A 19779-nucleotide genomic window follows, 5' to 3' on the forward strand; every position below is an offset into this window, starting at 1 on the left:
GCCGGCTTTCGTCAGAACCGGCATCATGGATTATAAACTTGAAAACAGGACGGTGCTGGTCACAGCGGGCAGCAAGGGTATCGGATTGGCAACGGCGCTGGGCTTTCACCGCTGCGGGGCCAAAGTGGCGATTTGCGGGCGGTCTCAGAAAAATCTCGATGCCGCAGCGACGCAGATGCCGGGCTGTCTCGCGATGATCGGCGATGTCTCAAAGGCCGCGGATATCGAGCGGGTTGTCGATACCGTCACCCGGGAACTGGGCGCGATCGACATTCTGATAAACAATGCCGGCGGTCCGCCTCCGGGCCTGTTTGAAGAGCTGGCCGATGAGCATTGGGACCAGGCTGTGCAACTGACCTTGATGTCGGTAATCCGGGCAACCCGCCTGGTTTTACCGCATATGCGGGCGCAGAAATGGGGGCGGATCATCACCATTTCATCGTCGGGCGTCAAACAGCCCGTGCCGGGTCTGACCTTGTCCAACAGCGTACGGATGGCCGTACTCGGCTGGGCCAAGACGCTGGCCAATCAGGTTGCCGGTGACAATATCCTGGTCAATACAGTCTGTCCTGGTTTCACGCGCACAGACCGGGTCACGCAGATCCTGCAGGCCCAATCCGAAGCCACCGGTAAAACCACCGATGAGATAGCCGCCGGGATTGCGGCCCAGATTCCGCTACAACGGATCGCTGAACCGGAAGAGGTTGCCAATCTCGCGGTTTTTCTGGGGTCTGAAGCCGCCAGCTTTATCACCGGTACTGCGATTCAGGTCGATGGCGGGGCAGTTCAGGGCTTCTGAGCAGGACATCATGGCGCCCAAAGCGGCCTGGCCAGCGCTAAAACAATCTCGCAACCAGCCGTATTCACACCATTGATCCAGATGGTTTTGGGTATCGGCTTATGCTTCACAAGATTGCTGCCAGCGCGGTTGAAATGGGTATGTTTGTCCATTCGCTCGATGGCACATGGCTGGATCATAGTTTCTGGCGATCGCGTTTTCTGGTCAAAAATCCTCAACAGCTGGAACGTCTCAAGGCCTGTGATATTGATTGGGTGACGATTGACGATCAGCGCGGCAAGGGGATTGCGCCTCCGGCTGGTGAAGCTGAAGTCCCGGTGCAAAGCAGGACAGTTGCCGCAAAACGGACCGCGAAAGCCAAGCCAGTCTCGCCAGCGTCCAATTCGGTTGCTGAAATATCGCGCAGCATGATTCCAGCCGTGCCGGCACAGGATTTTCGCAGATTGTCAGCGCGCGACCGCGCAGCGGAAGTGCGGCGCGCTTCAGCGGTGATCAAACGGTCGCGAACAGCGGTGGTCAACCTGTTCGATGACGCCCGCCTCGGTAACGCCGTAAAATCAGAAAAAATGGCGCCGCTGGTCGAACAGATTTCGCGATCGGTGAATCTTGATCCGACGGTGATATTGAATATCGCGCGGATTAAGACAAAGGATGAATATACCTATTTGCACTCGGTTGCGGTTTGCGCCCTGATGATCAATCTCGCGCGGCAGATGCGGTTGCCGGAAGATCAGATTCATGAAATCGGTCTTGCCGGCCTGTTGCACGATGTCGGCAAAACCGCAATTCCCGAACATATTCTGATGAAGCCCGGAAAACTGGACGATGGCGAGTGGGCCACGGTGCGGAATCATCCGGAACGCGGCCATGCCATATTGAGCGAAGCCAGCGACATGAGCGATATCGCGCTGGAAGTCTGTTTGCGGCATCACGAAAAAATGGACGGCACGGGCTATCCCGGCAAGCTGTCCGGCGACAGCTTGAGCGTTTTCGTTCGCATGGGGACTATTTGTGACGTCTATGATGCGTTGACTTCGCAGCGGTCCTATAATGAGCCGCTATCCGCTTCGGCCGCGCTGGCAAAAATGCAGTCCTGGAAAGGCCATTTTGATCAAATGATCCTGCGGGATTTCGTCGCCAGTCTCGGTATTTTGCCGGTTGGGACGCTGGTGCGCATGGATCGCGAACAGCTGGCGATCGTAATCGGCGAGTCCGAAAAGGATTATGCGGCTCCGATCGTGCGTATTTTTCATTGCCTGCAAAGTGGCAAGGCGGTGCCGCACAAGGACATCAACACCGCAAAAAGCCGAGCGCGCAGGGTGATCGCGGTCGAGGATCCGATGGATTGGACGCAATTTGACTGGCCTGTTTTGTCTGCGGACCTGTTGCGGGAACCGCCTAATCTCTAGCTGGCGACAAAAAGGGGCGAGCAATCCTGCCCGCCCCCTCGTTTCCAATCAGAAACGGGAGCGATTCTGATTGGAATGGCAGCCGGACTTCCCCAAGTCCGGTGCCTCAAGCGCCTTTGTCTGCTTAGAAGCCGACCTTGGCGCCAAGTCTGAAGATCCGGCCCAGCGGATTGCCGGTAAACGGATTATAGCCCAGCGGTACGCGGGCATCAGGGGCATCTGCATTGGTGAAATTCTCGATTGCAAACTGCAGCTGGGCATCGAAGGACTGGATCGGAAGATCATAGGCCAGATGGAAGTCATGCTGCGTATAGCTGTTGATATTACGACCGAAATTGGTTCCACCAAAACTGGTGGTGGCGCAGAATTCTTGGCCGTCGCAGCGCTCGTCACGAACACCATCCACATATTTCACGCCATAGCGCGCATTGAGCCCGCTAATGTTGAAATTGACGTAGGCATTGCCGCGCCAGGCTGCGATTGTGCCCGGGAGGCGATCGAGGTTCGCAAGCCCGACGGCATCAAATCCAGACCGCAGCAAGGTGCCATTCAACGTGAAATCGCCGACGTCATAGGTCAGAATGTGACTGGCGTTGGCGCCCAGGGTCAGCACGCCCGTACCAACCTCGGTAGTATAAGTGGCTGCGAAGTCGAGGCCGGTAGTCTTGGTTTCCGGTCCGTTGACCCACTGGGTCATGATCCGTGAAATATTGGTACCAAGCGTCGTACCCTGCACACAGGCACCACCGTCGAAAGTGATGAGACCAGCAAACGGGCTGGAACAATCGGCGAGGCCGCCGGCCGTTGGCACGACATTATCGGCAATGGCCTGCGCATCGGTGGTGGTGATTTCATCTTCGAAATCAAAGCTCCAATAATCCACCGAGAAGGTGAAGCCGCTGAAATTGACGATCGCACCGATATTATAGGTGAAGGCCGTTTCCGGTCCCAGATCCGTCGGATTGCCGGCGATATCGACCGCTTTGAAATTGCCGTTGGCCGCGTCGATAGCCGCCAGCGACGTGGTGGCGTTGCGGGACACCTGCGATGCAAGTGGCGCGCGGAAGGTGGTGCCGACCGATCCGCGTAGGACCAGCCAGTCAACCGGTTCCCAACGAATCGAACCTTTTGGATTGAAGGTGGATCCAATCGATCCGCCATAGTCCTCAAACCGCGCAGCGGCCGAGATTTCGAGGCGATCGTTGATCGGTACCTGCACTTCGGCAAAAACCGCTTTGACATCCTGGCTCAGCGCTGCGTTGCGGGTACCGCCCAGGAAAATAAACGATCCGGCACCATCCAGCGGGCCGCCGACACAGCTTTGGTCACCCAGCGCCGGACAGGGGTTGATATCCAGATTGTCGAGCGCGCTGAGCGGTCTGTTACGAAACTCCGTCCGGCGATATTGCGCACCAGCTGCCCAGCCAATCGCTCCACCACCAAGGTCGATACCCAGTTCTCCGGAGAAGATCAGATCGGCGACCACCGTATCTTCTGACTGATCATTGCCATTGGGCACCTGCAGCCATTGGACGAGCTCGGTGCTGTTTTCAGCGCCTGGGACATAGAATGGATTATCCAGTCCGAGCGCTGGGTTTTCAGGTCCTGCATTGGCAAAAGGATTGAACCACAGGCAACCATTCACGCCCGGGGTTGTGCCGGAACAGTCCGGACCACCAAAGCCGTTAAGCGCCGCTTGCAGGCGATTGCCGACGACACCGGGAGAACTGCCGCGCCGGTCAAAGCTCATCAGCGTCACATAAGCCTGGGCCCGCAAGGAGTTTGAGAACTCATTTTCAAAACCACCGGAAAAGCGGATCGCTTCGCTATTCGCCGTTTGTCGTCCAGAGCCTCTTCCGGGGTCCGTTGGATTGCCGAGCCAGCCAAATGGACGCCAGAGGAACACACCAATGGAGGTGGGGGTGCCGGTCAATCCGTTCTGTGCCACAAATGGTGCGACGCCAGGATTGTTTGGGGAGACCGAGAATCCGCCGCCCAGACGCGCGCCGCCGGGCCCTTGCAATGGCGGATAGCCAGGCGATGTGCCGATCCGGTCGAGATCGGTCTTGGCATAGGTGAATTCACCGTGGAAGCTCAGCGTATCGGACAGATTGATATCGGCTTGAATATAGCCCTGATAGCGATCTTCTTCTTCGACCAGATTATCAAATGGAATGAAGCTGAACCGGCAAAGCACGCCATCCGGCACACCGCCAAGATCATTACATCCGACATCGGGTTCGAGGAACGTGCCGGGTCCGATCGGAACCGTGCCGCCAGCGCCCGTTACGATGAAGGTGCCGGGCGTGCCGAGCGCCGACCAGGCGGATGGGTTTACGTCGTAAGGCTGAAAACCATAGGATCGCTCGGTTGACGGCAGCTCAGAGCGATGCTGCCAGCCAAAGCCGGCGGTAATATTCAAATCGCCAAAATTGGCTCCGGCCAAGATCGACGTGGTCCAATTGCCGTCGGACCCTTTGATTGAATCATAGTCACCTTTTATTTCGACACCGGTAAAGCCTCTTTTGGTGACGAAATTGGCCACGCCGGCAATGGCGTCGGAACCATAAGTGGCGGCAGCGCCGTCTTTCAGAATTTCAATCCGGTCGAGGGCAAAAAGCGGAATCGAATTGGTGTCGCCAAATCCGCCGCTCACCGCGCCTGGCGCTGTCAGCGTCCGGCGGCCGTTGAACAGGACCAATGTGCGTTGGGAGCCGAGGCCGCGCAGGTTGATAGACCCGAGGCCCTGGTTGCCTTGCGCTGCAGGCGAGAACTGGTTGGAATCGCCAAGCACGCTGCCCACTTGCGGGAGGTCCTTGATAAATTCGAGTGGGGAAGAGACACCGGCGCTTTCGAGATCTGTTGAACTGAAGGTGTCAACGGGCTGCGCTGCGTCTTCGGGAGTGCCCCGGATGAAAGACCCGGTTACGACGATGATATTCTCGTCATCGGCTTCCTCTTGCACATCCTGCGCCTGAGCCACGGCTGGCGTCGTCAAAAGAGCAAATGTCATTGCACCAAAGGCGGACCGGTTGCGTAAAATGGATTTTTTCATGCTGTCTCCCTCCAAAGATCGGCATTTGATTTCCCGAAGCTCGGTTCAAATGCTCGTTTTAGGACTCGCACAATATGGCTTTGTTCCAGATAGTCAAATTATTAGACATGCTGTCCAATAAGAGAGGACAGTGAGGGCATGGCTATCATCGATGGGAAGGCCGCCCAGTGAAGCGAGAATTTTGTGAAACCGCAGTTTTGTTTGTTTGTTACGTAGTTTGTCAAAAAATTGGAAAAAGGTTATAATTATCAGAAGGAAAGCCTAACATATAGTCCCACCGCGAGAGCTTCATGTTAAAGAAAATGGCAGTACCATCGGTCGCTTTTCGCTCGCATTGTGTGAATGGTTTAATTCTCAGATGCGGCGGATTCCGGCGTTTAGTCTTTACCGGTCAACCATTCCACATCGAGCGAATGACGGGACGGCTTGTTGGCATCAATATAGACTTTCAGCGTTTTGCCCTCGAGATATTCCGTCGGGTCCACCCATAGCGCATCGCTCTCAAAATCTTCGAGCTTGCCGGTAAAGGGGTTCTTGCCTTGCGCGATGACGCGATAAGGGTGGCGCCCGTTGACCGCCAGGCTGGTGTCGACATGCACCGATTGAAAGTCGACCGTCACGGGGGTGCCGTTCTCGCGGAGCCACGTCTTCAAATGTTCCTTGCGCAGGCGCCAGAAAAGCATGCCGCCGCCAATCGCTGCAAATACGGTTCCGAGGCCGCCGATGATCGTCACAGCAGCCCAGCGGCCCCAGAAATCATCGATAATCGCATCGGATGGATTGTCTGGTGCATAGAGCAGGGTGACCGTCTGACCTTTCGCATAGCGCGGCGGGTTGGAACTGGTGCGATTGACAAATTCGTGGCTGCCCGACCAATCATCCTCAAAGCGCACCACCGCCGCATATGTATAGCTGGTATTGCCATCGTCGGTGCTAATCTTGCGGACAAGATCGATCACTTCGCCTTGCGCGGTTTTGGCTTCGGCGATGAAATTGCTCTGATCAACATAAAGATAGGTGGTCACAGCAAGCATGATCAGGCCCGCTGCAAAAAATATTCCGCCTACCAGTTTGAAAACTTTCATGCCCGCCCGTTCTCGCAACAGTCGCGACCCGTTACATCATGCGTCCTAGCAGGGCCGGGGCGGGATGAAAATGCTGTAGTAACCGCCCTAGGCCAGTTCGATAAAGCTATCGAGGACGCGTTTGCTGCCTGCTTTTTCAAACTCGATTTCAAGCTTGTTGCCTTCTTTTTCCATCACCTCGCCATAGCCAAATTTGGTGTGAAACACCCGCATGCCGACGGTCACGTCATCGCGGCCCTTGTTGCCTAGAGATACCGCGCTGCGCCGGGCTTCCTTGATCTGGCGCGGATTGCTGTCGAAGCTTCCGGTGTTGCGCGCGCGCTTCCAGCCGGGACCGCGGTTGGTGCTGCGGGCGGTATCAGAAAACGGATCGCTATGTTCGGACCAGTTGGCGCGCCACAGGCTCTCACCGCCCGACATGCTTGATTCCTGTTCGATATGGTCTTCCGGCAACTCGCCGATGAAGCGGGACGGAATTGAGCTTGTCCATTGGCCGTAGATGCGGCGATTGGCCGCGTGGAAGATCGTGCATTTCTTTTTCGCACGCGTGATCGCAACATAGGCGAGGCGGCGCTCTTCCTCGAGGCTGGCAATGCCGCCTTCGTCGAGCGACCGTTGGGAAGGAAAGACGCCTTCTTCCCAGCCAGCACAGAATATATGGTCAAATTCGAGACCTTTGGCACCGTGCATGGTCATGATCGTGACTTTTTCGGCGTCATCCGTCGCATCATTGTCCATCACCAGCGAGACATGTTCGAGAAAGTCTCCAAGCGTCTCATACTCTTCCATGGCGCGGGTCAATTCGGTCAGATTCTCCAGTCGTCCAGCCGCTTCCGGCGTGCGGTCGGCCTGAAGCATGGTGGTATAGCCGCATTCATCGAGCACGATCCGGGCCAATTCGGCATGGGCGATGCCCTCGGACTCGGAGGGGTTTGTCATCTCCCGCCAGCGGGCAAAGCTGCGCATCAATTCGGACAAGGTGCCCCGCGCCCGTGCCGGCAGTTCATCACTATCACATATGGTCAACGCGGCGGCGGCAAGCGGTATGGATTGCGCGCGGGCGAGCCGGTGGATCTTTTCCACAGTTTTATCCCCAAGCCCGCGTTTGGGCGTGTTGACAATGCGTTCGAACGCCAGGTCATCGGCCGGTTGCGCGATGACGCGCAGATAGGCGAGGGCATCCCGAATTTCCGCGCGCTCATAGAAACGAAAGCCGCCAATAATCTTGTATGGCATGCCGATGGAGATGAACCGATCCTCGAATTCACGGGTCTGGAACTGCGCCCGGACGAGGATCGCCATATCATTCAGCGAAACCCCCTTGCTCTGCAGGTTTTCCATTTCCTCGCCGGTCCGGCGCGCTTCTTCCGGGCCATCCCAGACGCCGGTAATCTGGACCTTGTCGCCATCCTGCTCTTCGGTCCACAGGGTCTTGCCGAGCCGTCCGCCATTATGCGCGATCAGCCCCGACGCGGCCGCCAATATATGCGGGGTCGAGCGGTAATTCTGTTCGAGCTTGATGACTTTGGCGTCGGGAAAGTCCTTTTCAAACCGCAGGATATTGGCAACTTCTGCTCCGCGCCATGAATATATCGATTGATCATCATCACCGACGCAACAGATATTCTTGCGCTCCTGCGCGAGCAGCCGGAGCCACAGATATTGGCTCGAATTGGTGTCCTGATATTCGTCGACCAGGATATATTTAAAGCGCTCCTGATAGAGCTTCAGAATCTCGCGATCATTTTTTAGCAAATTGAGAATATGCAGCAACAGATCGCCAAAGTCGCAAGCGTTTAGGGTCTTGAGGCGCTCCTGATAGGCCGCATAAAAATCCTGACCGCGTCCATTGGCATAGCGTTCATTCTCGTTGGCATCGAGGTCGGCCGGATTGAGCCCGCGGTTTTTCCACTGGTCGATCAGGCCGGCGAGCATCCGCGCTGGCCAGCGCTTTTCGTCCAGTTCTTCGGCCTGAATCAGCTGTTTCAGCAGCCGCAGCTGGTCGTCAGTATCCAATATCGTAAAGTTACTTTGCAGGCCCACCAGTTCGGCATGGCGGCGCAGCATTTTTGCCCCGATGCTGTGAAAGGTCCCAAGCCAGGGCATGCCTTCCACGGCCTCGCCGACAATCGCGCCAATCCGCTCTTTCATTTCCCGCGCCGCCTTGTTGGTGAAGGTCACCGCCAGGATTTCGGATGGCCAGGCCTTGCGCGCATAGACAAGATGGGCCAGCCGCCGCGTCAGGGCGGCTGTTTTGCCCGTTCCGGCGCCGGCCAGCACCAGCACCGGGCCTTCGACCGTGAGAACGGCTTCACGCTGAGGTGCATTCAATCCGCGCACATAAGGCGGATCTGCGTCGGAATGGGCGTTTACAGCTTGGGTCACTGGTGAACAGTTAGGGAACATCGCCGGATGCGGCAAGGACTATGTGGCACAAAGGACAGGTTTCGCTTTCTGTTGCACTGCAGCATAAGCTCCGCAATAGACAACCAATTTTTTTGGAGGCTCTCATGAGCAAGAGACTGATTTTTAGCGCCCTTTTCGCCGTAGCCATGATGGCAACTACCACCGCCTATGTCGATCTACAGGACGATGGCCAGCTGTTCGTCGCCGCGCTGCAAAGCGATAACGCCTAGCCATTTCCGTTGTGGCGGCAATCGCGGTCCGGTCTGCGCTATCTTTGGAACGCTAGCGATGGAAAGCAGTTCTTAGCGGGCCGAAAATTGGGTGTTTTGCCCCCGGCAAACTGCTTATAGGGCAACAGGGTATTTCGTGCTATTCCAGCGGCAACAGCCATCAGGAGAGCCCCCATGTTTCGCGCCATTCTTATCAGCCTGTCTTTGCTTTTGTCGGCAATCCTGCTGCCATCAGCCGTCCGTGCATCAGATGCGGAAACCGTTACGGTCACGCTGACCAGTTTTGATTTCACCCCGGAAACACTCAATTTCAAAGCGTCCAGAGATTATGTTCTGGAACTGTCGAACACCTCGTCTGGCGGCCACAGCTTCGGTGCGAAAGACTTTTTCAAATCTGCAACCATCGCGGCCGAAGATCAGAAACTGATCAAAAAGGGCAAGATCGAAGTGCCCGCGGGAGAGACCGTGACGATCCGTCTGACCACTGGCGCTGCGGGAACCTATAAATTGAAATGCACCCATTTCCTGCACAGCGGATTTGGGATGAAGGGCACGATCGTCGTCAGCTAGATCGGGCTCATTTTCAGCCGGTTGAACCCTGGCTTGCGGGGCGCAACAGATGGATGCGAGCGCGGCCGCTGTCCCGGATAGTGTCGCTGTCATAGCCTTTGACGACAATATCTTCCTTGCGTGATGTCTCGATCGCGATCCAGGCTGATGGTGCAAACCAGCCCTGGCGGCCAAGCTTGTCGAGCGCCACCGCACCGGCGCCGGTTTCATAGGGCGGATCCATCAGAATTAGATCATAGGCTTTGCGGGCCGGGCCCAGAGCGAGCACCGATCCGATCCGTACATCAGCCGCTGCCCCCAAAGTGGCCATATTCTTTTCCAGTGCCTTGAGCGCCTCGCGATCCTGTTCGACGAAAGTGCAGTGCGCTGCTCCGCGCGACAAGGCTTCCAGACCCAGCGCGCCAGATCCAGAGAACAGATCGAGCACCTGGAGATCGGCAAAGTCGCTCAGCCGACTGGTCAGCATCGAGAAGAGCCGCTCACGGGTGCGGTCGGCGGTTGGGCGGGTGGTATCGCCTTTCGGTGCCACGATATTCCTTCCGCGCCAGTCGCCGGCAATAATCCTCATGGCAAAAGTCCGGTTTTCGCAAGCGGCGTGAATCGGAGTGGGGGAGCGATCACTTCAACGATTTCCGGAACTTGACCAGATCATGGCGGCGCACCGGCTCGATTTCTCCCTTGTCGAGATCGCCGAGCAGGAACGGGCCGTAGCTGGTCCGGATCAGCCGCGACACTTCGAGGCCAAAATGTTCCAGCACGCGCCGGACTTCGCGGTTCTTGCCTTCGGTCAGCGTCATCTCGATCCACTGATTGCGACCGGTTCGGCGCTCGAGATTGGCGGTGATTGGCCCGTAATGCATCCCCTCAATGGTGATGCCGCGATATAGCTCTTCGAGTTGGTTTTGCGTAATGTCGCCGAAAGTTCGTGCGCGATAGGTCCGCTCAATGCCGTTTTTCGGCAGTTCCATCTCGCGTTTGAATTCACCGTCGGTGGTCATCAGCAACAGGCCTTCGGTGTTCATGTCCAGCCGGCCAATCGGCATCACCCGTTCCATATCCGGCAGGACGTCATAAATGGTTTTCTTGCCCGAAGCGTCGCGTTCGGCGGTAATGCAGCCATTGGGTTTGTGGAACCGGTACAATTTGGCCGGCGCGGGTTCGGCGACCGGCTTTCCGTCAACGGTTATGCCGGTCAGATTCTTGAGCAACAGGGAAGGGTGGTCGACGGTTTCCCCATTATAGGCAATCCGCTGTTCCCCGATCATCCGTTCAATTTCCCGGCGCGATGCCACACCAGCGCGCGCCAGCAATTTGGCGATCCGTTGGCCTTCGCGGACGGCTGGTTTTGCGGCGCTTTTTTCAGTACGGGCAGGGCCGGCATTGCGGGTGGGTTTCGCCTTGTAGGTCTTCTTGGGCGGCGGGCTGGATTTTTCGTCGGTCATGCCAATCGCATGGCGCAAAAAAACATTCCCGCAATCTGTAACCTTTCCCATAGGATTGGCGAATGCCCAGATAGTCTCTGAACGAAAAGGGTTCGCCATGCGGAACATCATATTGCCATCTCTCATTGCAGCTACTGCATTTGCCGGTTTTATGGGCGCGCAAATCGCCAATTCCGCTGCTGATGCCCCGGTTCAGGCGACGACACCCGCGAACGCAGATAAGTCCAGTCCCCTTGGCTTTGCGCAATTTGGTGATCCACAGGTTTCCCCCAATCCTGTCGTCATCGAACTCTTCACCAGTCAGGGTTGCTCATCCTGTCCCCCGGCAGATATGCTAGCGTCCCGGCTAGCAAAAGATAGCACCCTGCTGGTGATTTCGCGGCCGGTTACCTATTGGGACCGGCTCGGGTGGAAAGATACATTGGCGCGGGAAGATAATACCCGCCTGCAACGCACCTATGCCAGCAAAGGCCGCACGGGTTCGGGCGTCTATACGCCGCAAATTGTGGTCAATGGCGGCGGTGGTGCGGTGGGCTCGCGCGAAGCCGATGTGCGATCCCTGGTGCGCCTGGCCAAAGGTCAAAACGGACCAAACATCGCCACCGAAAAACAACCGGACGGATCAGTCAAGCTCCTGATCAACGGGCGCTCGCGCTATCTGGCGGGCATATCGCTCCTCGCCCTCAGCTCGTCGGAAACCGTCCAGATCGGCCGCGGCGAAAATGGCGGACGCAAGCTCCACTATACCAATGTCGTCAAGGATGAACGAAATCTCGGCAGCTGGACCGGCGAACCGATGGAGGTCACCATTTCGCAGGAGAATCTCCGCGTTGCAGGTGCAGACAAATATGCCGTCATCGTCCAGCGGCCCGGCGGCGGCGCGATTGTGGCTGGCCAGTTGCTCGATATTTAGGCGCAACCGAAAAATCTGACTGGCTTTCGCCCGATTTGCCGCTAGTGTTTCCCTCGGTTCGTGGGAGAGTATCGTGTGAGTGAGCAGACAGCCGAATTGGGATGGCGGGGTTTTTTACCAGCAGGCGTCCGTCCCTATAGTGAAGCTGCGCCACTGGCAGCCTTTTTCTTGGAATTTCATCAGCCTTGCCGCTGACCATGATTGCAGCCACCTTGACTACACGACTGGCGCAGGCGGGCATCGAAAAATCGACTGTCACAGCCTTTGCGCTGACGTTTCTGGCCTATAATTTCAAATGGCTCTGGGCACCGATTATCGATGTTGTGAAGCTGCCCATAATTGGCCGTTTCGGCCAACGACTATCCTGGCTGATTCTGACAGCCGCTTTGGCGATGGCCGCGATCATTTATCTGGGGTCTCTGGATCCGCAAGCCGATATTGTGGCCGTTGCAGTCGCAGCGATCATGGTTGGTATCGCCGGAGCCACATTTGATATCGTGATTGATGCCTATCGCATCGAGTTGCTGGAGCCCGAACAGCTGGGGGTCGGATCCGGCATGTCGCAATATGGTTGGCGGATCGGTTCGGCATCGGCCGGTGCCACAGCGCTGGTCATTGCGGCGCGCAGTGACTGGTCGATCGCCTATTACGTCTGCTCGCTTTTTGCTTTGTTCGCGGTTTTCACCGGTTTGATCATGCGCGAACCGAGCCGCCGTCAGGAACCAAAACCGCTGAAGGGGCCGATCGAAGCGGCAATCGCTTATGTCAGTCCATTGATGGAATTCTTCAAACGCTCGGGTGCGCCAGTGGTCCTGCTGTTCGTTCTCGTCCACAAGATTGGCGATACATTAGCCAATCTCACGTTCCGCCTGTTGTTCGAAGATCTCGGTTTCACCAATGACGAGATTGCATTTTATGATGTGAGTCTTGGGTTTTTTGCTTTTCTGATCGGTATTTTTGTCGGCGGGATTGTCTATTCTCGGTTAGGGATGAAAAAGGCCGTCATGCTGAGCCTGGTCTTGATGGCGGTCAGCAATCTGTCTTTTGCCGGCCTGGCCGCCAGTGGTCATAACAATTGGGCAATGGCAGCCGCTATCGGCTTCGAGAATTTTGCCAGCGGCATTGGCGGTGTCGCCGTCGTTGCCTATCTTTCGGCGCTGTGCAATCTGAGTTTTACGGCAACCCAATTTGCTTTGCTCTCGGCTGCAGCCAGCATCCTTGGACGGTTCCTCACCGGGACGACCGCCGGATCGTTGATCGAGGCTATGGGCTATGTGAATTTCTACCTGCTCACAACCTTGGCTGCTTTCCCCGGGGTGATCATGTTCTGGCTGATGATCCGATCCGGCCTGGTCGATCGGTCGTTGGGTACCGCCGGAACCGAGCATGCCGCAGACGAGAAATAACGCGACGGAGAACCGGCCATGCCGTTTTTTGCTCTAAGCATCTTGCTCCAGATATTATGCGTCGTGCATCTGATCCGAAACAATGGAAACAAGCTCTGGTTGACCGCGATCATTTTCCTGCCGCTGGCGGGCAGTGCCGCCTATTTCCTGTTCGAAATTTTGCCTGGTCTGCAAGGCAACCGGCATATGCGTTATGCCAAGAAAAAGGCGGTCCAGAAAATTGATCCCGAACGCCGCATCCGAGAAGCCAGAGATCAGCTGGTGCTAACCAATAGTCTCGCCAATCGGGTAGAGCTGGCTGACGCGCTAGCGGCCAATGGCTGGCATACCGAAGCAATCGCGGAATATGACGAAATTATCGCGGAACCCCATGGCAATGATGACAAAATATTGGTCAAATATGCGCGCAGTCTTTTCGAAACCGGTGAAGCGAGGCAAGCGCTGAACTTGATCGCGCCGATCGCGCCCGTGTCGGTTGCTAGCGAAAACCATCAGCGGGAACTACTGAAAGCAAGAATATTGGCGGAGTTGGATCGCAATGATGAGGCACGGACCTTATTTGAACCGATAGTCGACAAGATTGCCGGTATTGAGGCGCGAGGCCATTTTGCTGCCTTGTTGCTGAAAATGGAGAAAGACTCGCTTGCAAAGGAGCAATTGGAAGAAATTGTTCAAAACGCGAAGCGCATGTCATTGGCCCAGCTTGATGAAGATCGGGCGGTTTACGACTGGGCCACCAAGACGCTCAAGCAGCTTTAGCAGTTAGTCCGGTGCCTGCTGATTGAAGCGCAATACCGTTCCGGCCAGATAGAGCGAACCGGCAATCAGAACCGTCTGATGCGGCTCCACTGATAATCCGGACAAGGCCGCCTTCACATCGGGCGCGGCCGCGATCGGGCCATCCCACGCGCAGAAAGCGGTCGCCTCATGACAGCCATGACCATCCACCGGAACCACGGTGACGCTCGCCAGTTTCCCGGCCAGCGGTCCCAGTAGCGCGTCCGGATGCTTGTTGGACAACATGCCAATGATCAGATGGATGGAGCGATCGGGCTGATCGGCAAAATGGGCGGCAATGGCGTCGCCCGCATTCCGGTTATGGCCGCCATCCAGCCAGATGTCCGTTCCGGCTGGTGCTTGATTGGACAGCGGACCGGTGCTCAGGCGCTGCAATCGCGCCGGCCATTGGGCCCAGCCCATCGCCGCGCGAAACGCGCCATCTGAAATCGCAAGTTGATCCTGATGACGCAGCATGGCGATGGCGAGCGCGGCATTGTCTGCCTGGTGGCCGCCGGGCAGGGCGGGCAGTGGCAAGGCCAGCTTGCCTCTATCATCCCGATAATGCAGCTGATTATCGTATATCGCCGCATCCCATTCGTCGCCGCGGGGAATGAGCCGTGCGCCGGTTTCCGTCGCATGGCTGGCGATGCATTGCTGCATGTCGGATTGGTATTTTTGCGTCAGAAGCGGCACATCGGGTTTCGCGATACCCGCTTTTTCCCAGGCGATCCGGACCATCGGATCTTCAGGCGCGCCGTTTTCCGGCGTGAGTAAAAAGCTCTCATGGTCCAGCCCCAAAGCGGCGATACCGGTGGCCGCAGGGCCGGCGACAATATTGGTGGCATCAAGCCGCCCTCCAAGACCGACTTCCAGGATGCAGGCATCAGCCGGTGTCTCGGAAAAGGCCAGCAACGCCGCAGCGGTGGTCGCTTCAAAAAAGCTCGGATTAATATCCCCACTCTTGTCCAGAACCTGTGCCAGGCAATCGGCCAGATAGGGATCTTCAATCAGCGAGCCGGCGAGCCGGATCCGTTCGTTGAACCGCACCAGATGCGGGCTGGAATAGACATGCGTGGTGAGCCCTTCGGCTTCGATCGCTGCGCGCAGAAACGCGCAGGTTGATCCTTTGCCATTGGTGCCGGCAACATGAAAGGCGGGTGGCAAATTGCGGTGCGGATTGCCGATCCGGTCCATGACTGCGGTGATCCGGTCGAGCCCCAATATATCGCGTCCGGGCGACAGAAGGGACAGACGATCGAGCTGTTGCTGAACCGCTGGATGATCGGAGCGGGCGCCATCGGCCATGTCGTGGAGCTTTCGCTTAGGCTGCTGTTTTCCAGGCCATCAGATAGCCCATGACCTGTGCCAATTGGGTCCGCAATTCGCTACGGTGGACAACCATGTCGACCATGCCATGATCGAGCAGATATTCGGCCGTCTGGAACCCGTCCGGCAGCTTTTCGCGGATTGTGTTCTCGATTACCCGCTGACCGGCAAAGCCAATCATCGCGCCGGGTTCGGAGATCTGAATGTCACCCAGCATGGCATAGCTGGCCGTTACGCCGCCGGTGGTTGGATCGGTCAATACGACGATAAACGGCAGACCGGCCTCGCGCAGCATGGATATCGCGACCGTGGTCTTCGGCATTTGCATGAGCGACAAAATGCCCTCCTGCATGCGCGCGCCGCCAGCGGCAGTGAAAATGACATAGGGGCATTGATCGGCCAGCGCACGCTGGGCGCCGTCGACAAAGGCCTGACCCACAGCCAGTCCCATCGAGCCGCCCATGAACGCGAAATCTTGCACGCCAACGACACAAGCTTCGCCTTCGATCGTGCCGGTCACGGTGATCAGCGCATCCTGTTCTTCGGTCTTGGCGCGCGCGGCTTTGAGCCGTTCGGTATATTTTTTCTGATCCTTGAATCGCAGCGGATCTTCCTTGACCGCGGAAAAGGGAATGATCTTCCAGCTATTCTCATCCATGATCTGCTCAAAGCGGGTCATCGGCCCGATGCGCCCGTGGTGATCGCATTTCGGGCAGATGTGCATATTGTCCTCAAACTCCTTGAGGAACACCATGGCTTCACATTTCTTGCACTTGTGCCACAGATTGTCGGCGGTTTCCTTCGTCGTGATCGACGCGATCTTGTTGCGGACATTGCTCAGCCAGGACATGGTTCAGTTCCCCAAATTGGATGTCCGGTTACGGACGTGCTGCGGTGATAGCATCAGAAAGCGATTTGACATAGTCCTGCACATGCGGTGCAGCGTCGGCGCCGTATTTTCCAACAATCTCGACAATCGCGGAGCCGACAACAACGCCATCGGCCACGCGCGCAATATCGGCTGCCTGTTCGGGCGTTCGAACGCCGAAACCAACCGCAACCGGCAGATCGGTACCCGCTTTTAGCCGCGAGACTGCTGCTTCGATACTGGCCTGTGCGGCCTGCTGCAGACCGGTAATGCCCGCGACAGACACATAATAGAGAAAGCCGGAGGCATTGTTGAGAATCGCCGGCAGGCGCTCAGCATCGGTGGTCGGCGTCGCCAGCCGGATCACCGCAATATCCTTGGCCCGCAGCGCATCGCCAAGGCTGTCATCTTCCTCAACCGGGATATCGACGCAGATAATGCCGTCAACACCCGCGTCGACGCATGCATCGGCAAACCAGGTCGCGCCTCTGATGGTCATCGGATTGGCATAGCCCATCAGTACCAGCGGCGTATCCGGGTGGCGCTCGCGAAACCCTTTGGCGATCGCCAGAATATCAGCGGTCCGGGTGCCAGCACCGAGGCTGCGAATATTGGCTTCCTGGATCGAGGGACCATCCGCCATCGGATCGGTAAACGGCATGCCCAGTTCGATAATATCCGCGCCGCCGGCCACCAGCGCATCGAGAATTGCCGGCGTGTCGGCGGCAGTGGGATCACCGCCGGTGACAAATGCAACCAGCGCGGCGCGATCGGCGGGAAAGGCTGTGGAAAGGCGGGTCACATCTCGGTCCCCAGCGCATCGGCCACGGTGAAGATGTCCTTGTCTCCGCGCCCGCACAGATTGGCCAAAATAATCTTGTCCTGATCCATTTTCATCGCTTCGCGTTCGACCGCCGCGATCGCGTGAGAGGGTTCCAGCGCCGGAATAATGCCTTCGGTGCGGCACAGCAGTTGAAACGCATCGAGCGCTTCCTGATCGGTGGCGCTGTCATATTCGACCCGACCGGATTCTTTCAACCAGCTATGTTCCGGACCGATGCCGGGATAATCGAGGCCGGCACTGATCGAATGGGCTTCGTCAATCTGGCCATCCTCGTCCTGCAGCAAATAGGTTTTATTGCCATGCAATATGCCCGGTCCACCACCCGCGAGGCTGGCCGCATGGTCCTTGTCGAGACCGTGCCCAGCGGCCTCGATGCCGAGCATCTTGACCTCCGGATCGTCGAGAAACGGATGAAACAGGCCGATGGCATTGGAGCCACCGCCAATGGCGGCAACCAGCAGGTCGGGCAGGCGTCCGGTGCGTTGCTGCATCTGAGCGCGGGCTTCGCGGCCAATCACGCTCTGGAAATCGCGCACCAGCTCGGGATAGGGGTGGGGGCCGGCCGCCGTGCCGATGATGTAGAATGTGTCTTCGACATTGGCGACCCAGTCGCGCAGCGCCTCGTTCATCGCGTCTTTCAGAGTCGCGGACCCGCTGGTAACCGGAACCACTTCCGCGCCCAGCAGGCGCATGCGGAAAATATTCGGCTTCTGCCGCTCAATGTCGGTCGCGCCCATGAAGATCGTGCAGGGCAGGCCAAAGCGTGCGCAGACCGTTGCGGTGGCCACGCCGTGCTGGCCGGCGCCGGTTTCGGCAATGATCCGGGTTTTGCCCATGCGGATCGCGAGCAGGATCTGGCCGATGCAATTGTTGATCTTGTGCGCACCGGTGTGATTCAGCTCATCCCGCTTGAACCAGATCTGTGCGCCTTTGCCCTCTGGCGACCGCGCACGAACGTCGTCGGTTAACCGTTCGGCAAAATAAAGCGGGCTCGGGCGGCCGACATAATGTTCCAGCAGATCGTCAAATTGCGAGGCAAAGGCGGGGTCCTGCTGCGCCGCGCGATAATGTTTTTCCAGATCAAGGATCAGGGGCATCAGCGTCTCAGCGACATAGCGCCCACCAAATTCGCCGAAATGACCGCGGTCATCCGGCTGGTTGCGGAACGAATTGCTCAAATTATCTGTCTGGGTCATGCGGACTCGTTTTAGGGGTTTCTCGCCGCTTGGCAAAAGGCGGCGATCTTGTCCACATCTTTGACACCCGGCGCCGATTCAACGCCCGAGGAGACATCAACCAAAGCGGTCTGGGTGGTCCGGATCGCTTCAGCAACATTGTCGGGATCCAGACCCCCGGCAAGGCCCCATGGCAATTGGTGGTCATGATCGGCAAGCAGCGACCAGTCGAAGCTGGTGCCGGTTCCGCCAGGCAGCTTTTTGGCTGGGGCGTCAAATAACAACCGGTCGGCAGCGCCGACATATCGGCTGCTTTTCGCGAGCGTCGCGGCGTCGCGAACACCCAGCGCTTTCCAGACTTCGAGCCCGGTATTGTCTCCGACGAGCCGGATCCAGTCGGGCGTTTCACTGCCGTGAAACTGCACGATGTCGGGCTTGACCCGGTCGATCGCCAGACCGGTTTGCTTGGGATCGGCATTGACCAGCAACAGCACGACCTGCAAGGCATCACCGGCATGGGCCCGCAGCTCGGCGGCCCGTGTCAGGGACACATGCCGCGGGCTCTTCTCAAAATGAACCAGACCGAAATAGTCTGCCCCGGCTTCTGCGGCTGCGTCGATTGCGGCCTCGGTTGAGAGGCCGCATATCTTGATGGCGCTAGGCGACATTTCCTTCGATATTGGGTTTGTCTGTGGCATCGGACCCGATCCATTTGTAAAGCACGCCCCCTAGAACACCGCCGACCAGCGGAGCAAGCCAAAACAGCCAAAGTTGCTGCAACGCGAGGCCGCCGACGACAAAGGCCGGTCCCGTGCTGCGCGCCGGATTTACCGAAGTGTTGGTAACCGGAATGGAAATCAGATGGATCAAGGTCAGTGCCAGACCAATAGCAATCGGCGCAAAACCGGCTGGCGCCCGGCCATCTGTCGATCCCATGATGATCCACAGGAAGAACGCCGTCAAAAGCACTTCGATCAGCAAGGCTGCCATGATCGTATATTGTCCGGGAGAGCCTTCGCCATAACCATTGGCCGCCAGACCGTTGGTGGCGAGAGCATAGTCGGGATTGCCGCTCGCGATCACAAAGAGCAGATAAGCGGCAACGACTGCGCCAACCACTTGGGCGACCACGTAAACCGGAATATCTTTCGCTTCAAAACGCCCGCCGGCCCAGAGTCCGACCGTGACCGCGGGGTTGAGATGACAGCCCGAAATATGCCCTATTGCATAGGCCATTGTAACAACCGTCAAACCGAACGCCAGGGATACGCCCAGCAGGCCAATGCCCACGTCCGGAAAGGCCGCCGCAAGAACCGCGCTGCCACAACCGCCAAAGACCAACCAGAATGTACCAATCGCCTCCGCCAGCGCCTTTTTACCGTTCGTCATATGATCACTCCCCGCACTAGAAATATCCTTCGTGACCGAAGCATATAGCGCAGTTTGGCACAAGCGGGTGTAAAAACAGGTA

General features: G+C 57.4%; 17 protein-coding genes and 1 pseudogene. 7 read left to right on the forward strand and 11 right to left on the reverse strand.

What is annotated here, in order from left to right; genetic code table 11:
- Positions 1-25: 25 nt before the first annotated feature.
- Positions 26-799, forward strand: a complete 774-nt coding sequence (locus ACZ1GS_RS07190; protein ID WP_472697794.1) for an SDR family oxidoreductase — start codon at positions 26-28, stop codon at positions 797-799.
- Between the two features lie 101 nt (positions 800-900).
- The gene (locus ACZ1GS_RS07195; protein ID WP_472697795.1) at positions 901-2208 is read left to right on the forward strand and encodes an HD-GYP domain-containing protein; all 1308 of its coding nucleotides are present in this window, start codon (positions 901-903) and stop codon (positions 2206-2208) included.
- A gap of 124 nt (positions 2209-2332) precedes the next feature.
- Here ACZ1GS_RS07195 and ACZ1GS_RS07200 read toward each other — a convergent pair whose 3' ends face one another.
- The 3 genes from ACZ1GS_RS07200 to ACZ1GS_RS07210 form a co-directional block, all read right to left on the reverse strand.
- On the reverse strand, positions 2333-5263 hold the full coding sequence (locus ACZ1GS_RS07200) for a TonB-dependent receptor plug domain-containing protein (protein ID WP_472697796.1): 2931 nt from the start codon (positions 5261-5263) through the stop codon (positions 2333-2335).
- Positions 5264-5640: 377 nt separating this feature from the next.
- Positions 5641-6348, reverse strand: a complete 708-nt coding sequence (locus ACZ1GS_RS07205; RefSeq protein ID WP_472697797.1) for a DUF3592 domain-containing protein — start codon at positions 6346-6348, stop codon at positions 5641-5643.
- Positions 6349-6435: 87 nt separating this feature from the next.
- Entirely contained in the window at positions 6436-8754 is a 2319-nt protein-coding gene (locus tag ACZ1GS_RS07210) for an ATP-dependent helicase (RefSeq protein WP_472697798.1), read from the reverse strand.
- Between the two features lie 104 nt (positions 8755-8858).
- Here ACZ1GS_RS07210 and ACZ1GS_RS07215 point away from each other — a divergent pair, with 104 nt between their 5' ends.
- Positions 8859-8984, forward strand: a complete 126-nt coding sequence (locus ACZ1GS_RS07215) for a hypothetical protein (RefSeq protein WP_472697799.1) — start codon at positions 8859-8861, stop codon at positions 8982-8984.
- Between the two features lie 174 nt (positions 8985-9158).
- The gene (locus ACZ1GS_RS07220; protein WP_472697800.1) at positions 9159-9554 is read left to right on the forward strand and encodes a cupredoxin domain-containing protein; all 396 of its coding nucleotides are present in this window, start codon (positions 9159-9161) and stop codon (positions 9552-9554) included.
- A 13-nt stretch (positions 9555-9567) separates the two neighbouring features.
- Here the strand turns inward: ACZ1GS_RS07220 and rsmD are convergent, their stop codons facing one another.
- Both rsmD and ACZ1GS_RS07230 read right to left on the reverse strand, forming a co-directional pair.
- Entirely contained in the window at positions 9568-10122 is a 555-nt protein-coding gene (gene rsmD / locus ACZ1GS_RS07225) for a 16S rRNA (guanine(966)-N(2))-methyltransferase RsmD (RefSeq protein ID WP_472697801.1), read from the reverse strand.
- A 49-nt stretch (positions 10123-10171) separates the two neighbouring features.
- On the reverse strand, positions 10172-10996 hold the full coding sequence (locus tag ACZ1GS_RS07230) for a pseudouridine synthase (RefSeq protein ID WP_472697802.1): 825 nt from the start codon (positions 10994-10996) through the stop codon (positions 10172-10174).
- A 97-nt stretch (positions 10997-11093) separates the two neighbouring features.
- Here ACZ1GS_RS07230 and ACZ1GS_RS07235 point away from each other — a divergent pair, with 97 nt between their 5' ends.
- The 3 genes and pseudogenes from ACZ1GS_RS07235 to ACZ1GS_RS07245 all read left to right on the forward strand — a co-directional run bounded on the left by ACZ1GS_RS07235 (position 11094) and on the right by ACZ1GS_RS07245 (position 14074).
- On the forward strand, positions 11094-11909 hold the full coding sequence (locus tag ACZ1GS_RS07235) for a DUF1223 domain-containing protein (RefSeq protein ID WP_472697803.1): 816 nt from the start codon (positions 11094-11096) through the stop codon (positions 11907-11909).
- 96 nt (positions 11910-12005) lie between these two features.
- A pseudogene (locus ACZ1GS_RS07240) lies at positions 12006-13315 on the forward strand (AmpG family muropeptide MFS transporter).
- Between the two features lie 18 nt (positions 13316-13333).
- Positions 13334-14074: a tetratricopeptide repeat protein gene (locus tag ACZ1GS_RS07245; protein WP_472697804.1), complete on the forward strand. Its 741-nt coding sequence runs from the start codon at positions 13334-13336 to the stop codon at positions 14072-14074.
- Between the two features lie 3 nt (positions 14075-14077).
- On the opposite strand, the gene ACZ1GS_RS07250 is transcribed toward ACZ1GS_RS07245, so the two are convergent.
- The 6 genes from ACZ1GS_RS07250 to aqpZ are packed head-to-tail and all read right to left on the reverse strand — an operon-like array spanning position 14078 to position 19697.
- Entirely contained in the window at positions 14078-15400 is a 1323-nt protein-coding gene (locus tag ACZ1GS_RS07250; RefSeq protein ID WP_472697805.1) for a bifunctional folylpolyglutamate synthase/dihydrofolate synthase, read from the reverse strand.
- Positions 15401-15416: 16 nt separating this feature from the next.
- Positions 15417-16271, reverse strand: coding sequence for an acetyl-CoA carboxylase, carboxyltransferase subunit beta (gene accD, locus ACZ1GS_RS07255; RefSeq protein WP_472697806.1), 855 nt, complete (start codon positions 16269-16271; stop codon positions 15417-15419).
- A 28-nt stretch (positions 16272-16299) separates the two neighbouring features.
- Positions 16300-17091: a tryptophan synthase subunit alpha gene (trpA, locus tag ACZ1GS_RS07260; protein ID WP_472697807.1), complete on the reverse strand. Its 792-nt coding sequence runs from the start codon at positions 17089-17091 to the stop codon at positions 16300-16302.
- Positions 17088-18329 (reverse strand): tryptophan synthase subunit beta, encoded by a 1242-nt coding sequence (gene trpB / locus ACZ1GS_RS07265; protein ID WP_472697808.1) that lies wholly within the window; start codon positions 18327-18329, stop codon positions 17088-17090. The genes trpA and trpB overlap by 4 nt, the downstream gene beginning before the upstream one ends.
- Positions 18330-18340: 11 nt before the next feature.
- Positions 18341-18976 carry a phosphoribosylanthranilate isomerase gene (locus ACZ1GS_RS07270; RefSeq protein ID WP_472697809.1) on the reverse strand — a complete coding sequence of 212 codons (636 nt, stop codon included), beginning with the start codon at positions 18974-18976 and terminating at the stop codon, positions 18341-18343.
- Entirely contained in the window at positions 18966-19697 is a 732-nt protein-coding gene (gene aqpZ / locus ACZ1GS_RS07275) for an aquaporin Z (RefSeq protein ID WP_472697810.1), read from the reverse strand. The genes ACZ1GS_RS07270 and aqpZ overlap by 11 nt, the downstream gene beginning before the upstream one ends.
- Positions 19698-19779: the final 82 nt, after the last annotated feature.

The sequence above is a fragment of the Parasphingorhabdus sp. W113 genome (genome assembly GCF_055693205.1).

What these genes read in the sequence shown, in the direction of transcription:
- ACZ1GS_RS07230 (WP_472697802.1), bottom strand. Translation starts at nt 10,996, where the DNA reads ATGACCGACGAAAAATCCAGCCCGCCGCCCAAGAAGACCTACAAGGCG.
- rsmD (WP_472697801.1), bottom strand. Translation starts at nt 10,122, where the DNA reads ATGAGGATTATTGCCGGCGACTGGCGCGGAAGGAATATCGTGGCACCG.
- ACZ1GS_RS07270 (WP_472697809.1), bottom strand. Translation starts at nt 18,976, where the DNA reads ATGTCGCCTAGCGCCATCAAGATATGCGGCCTCTCAACCGAGGCCGCA.
- ACZ1GS_RS07205 (WP_472697797.1), bottom strand. Translation starts at nt 6,348, where the DNA reads ATGAAAGTTTTCAAACTGGTAGGCGGAATATTTTTTGCAGCGGGCCTG.
- ACZ1GS_RS07195 (WP_472697795.1), top strand. Translation starts at nt 901, where the DNA reads ATGCTTCACAAGATTGCTGCCAGCGCGGTTGAAATGGGTATGTTTGTC.
- aqpZ (WP_472697810.1), bottom strand. Translation starts at nt 19,697, where the DNA reads ATGACGAACGGTAAAAAGGCGCTGGCGGAGGCGATTGGTACATTCTGG.
- ACZ1GS_RS07235 (WP_472697803.1), top strand. Translation starts at nt 11,094, where the DNA reads ATGCGGAACATCATATTGCCATCTCTCATTGCAGCTACTGCATTTGCC.
- ACZ1GS_RS07190 (WP_472697794.1), top strand. Translation starts at nt 26, where the DNA reads ATGGATTATAAACTTGAAAACAGGACGGTGCTGGTCACAGCGGGCAGC.
- ACZ1GS_RS07215 (WP_472697799.1), top strand. Translation starts at nt 8,859, where the DNA reads ATGAGCAAGAGACTGATTTTTAGCGCCCTTTTCGCCGTAGCCATGATG.
- ACZ1GS_RS07220 (WP_472697800.1), top strand. Translation starts at nt 9,159, where the DNA reads ATGTTTCGCGCCATTCTTATCAGCCTGTCTTTGCTTTTGTCGGCAATC.
- accD (WP_472697806.1), bottom strand. Translation starts at nt 16,271, where the DNA reads ATGTCCTGGCTGAGCAATGTCCGCAACAAGATCGCGTCGATCACGACG.
- ACZ1GS_RS07200 (WP_472697796.1), bottom strand. Translation starts at nt 5,263, where the DNA reads ATGAAAAAATCCATTTTACGCAACCGGTCCGCCTTTGGTGCAATGACA.
- ACZ1GS_RS07245 (WP_472697804.1), top strand. Translation starts at nt 13,334, where the DNA reads ATGCCGTTTTTTGCTCTAAGCATCTTGCTCCAGATATTATGCGTCGTG.
- trpB (WP_472697808.1), bottom strand. Translation starts at nt 18,329, where the DNA reads ATGACCCAGACAGATAATTTGAGCAATTCGTTCCGCAACCAGCCGGAT.
- ACZ1GS_RS07210 (WP_472697798.1), bottom strand. Translation starts at nt 8,754, where the DNA reads ATGTTCCCTAACTGTTCACCAGTGACCCAAGCTGTAAACGCCCATTCC.
- ACZ1GS_RS07250 (WP_472697805.1), bottom strand. Translation starts at nt 15,400, where the DNA reads ATGGCCGATGGCGCCCGCTCCGATCATCCAGCGGTTCAGCAACAGCTC.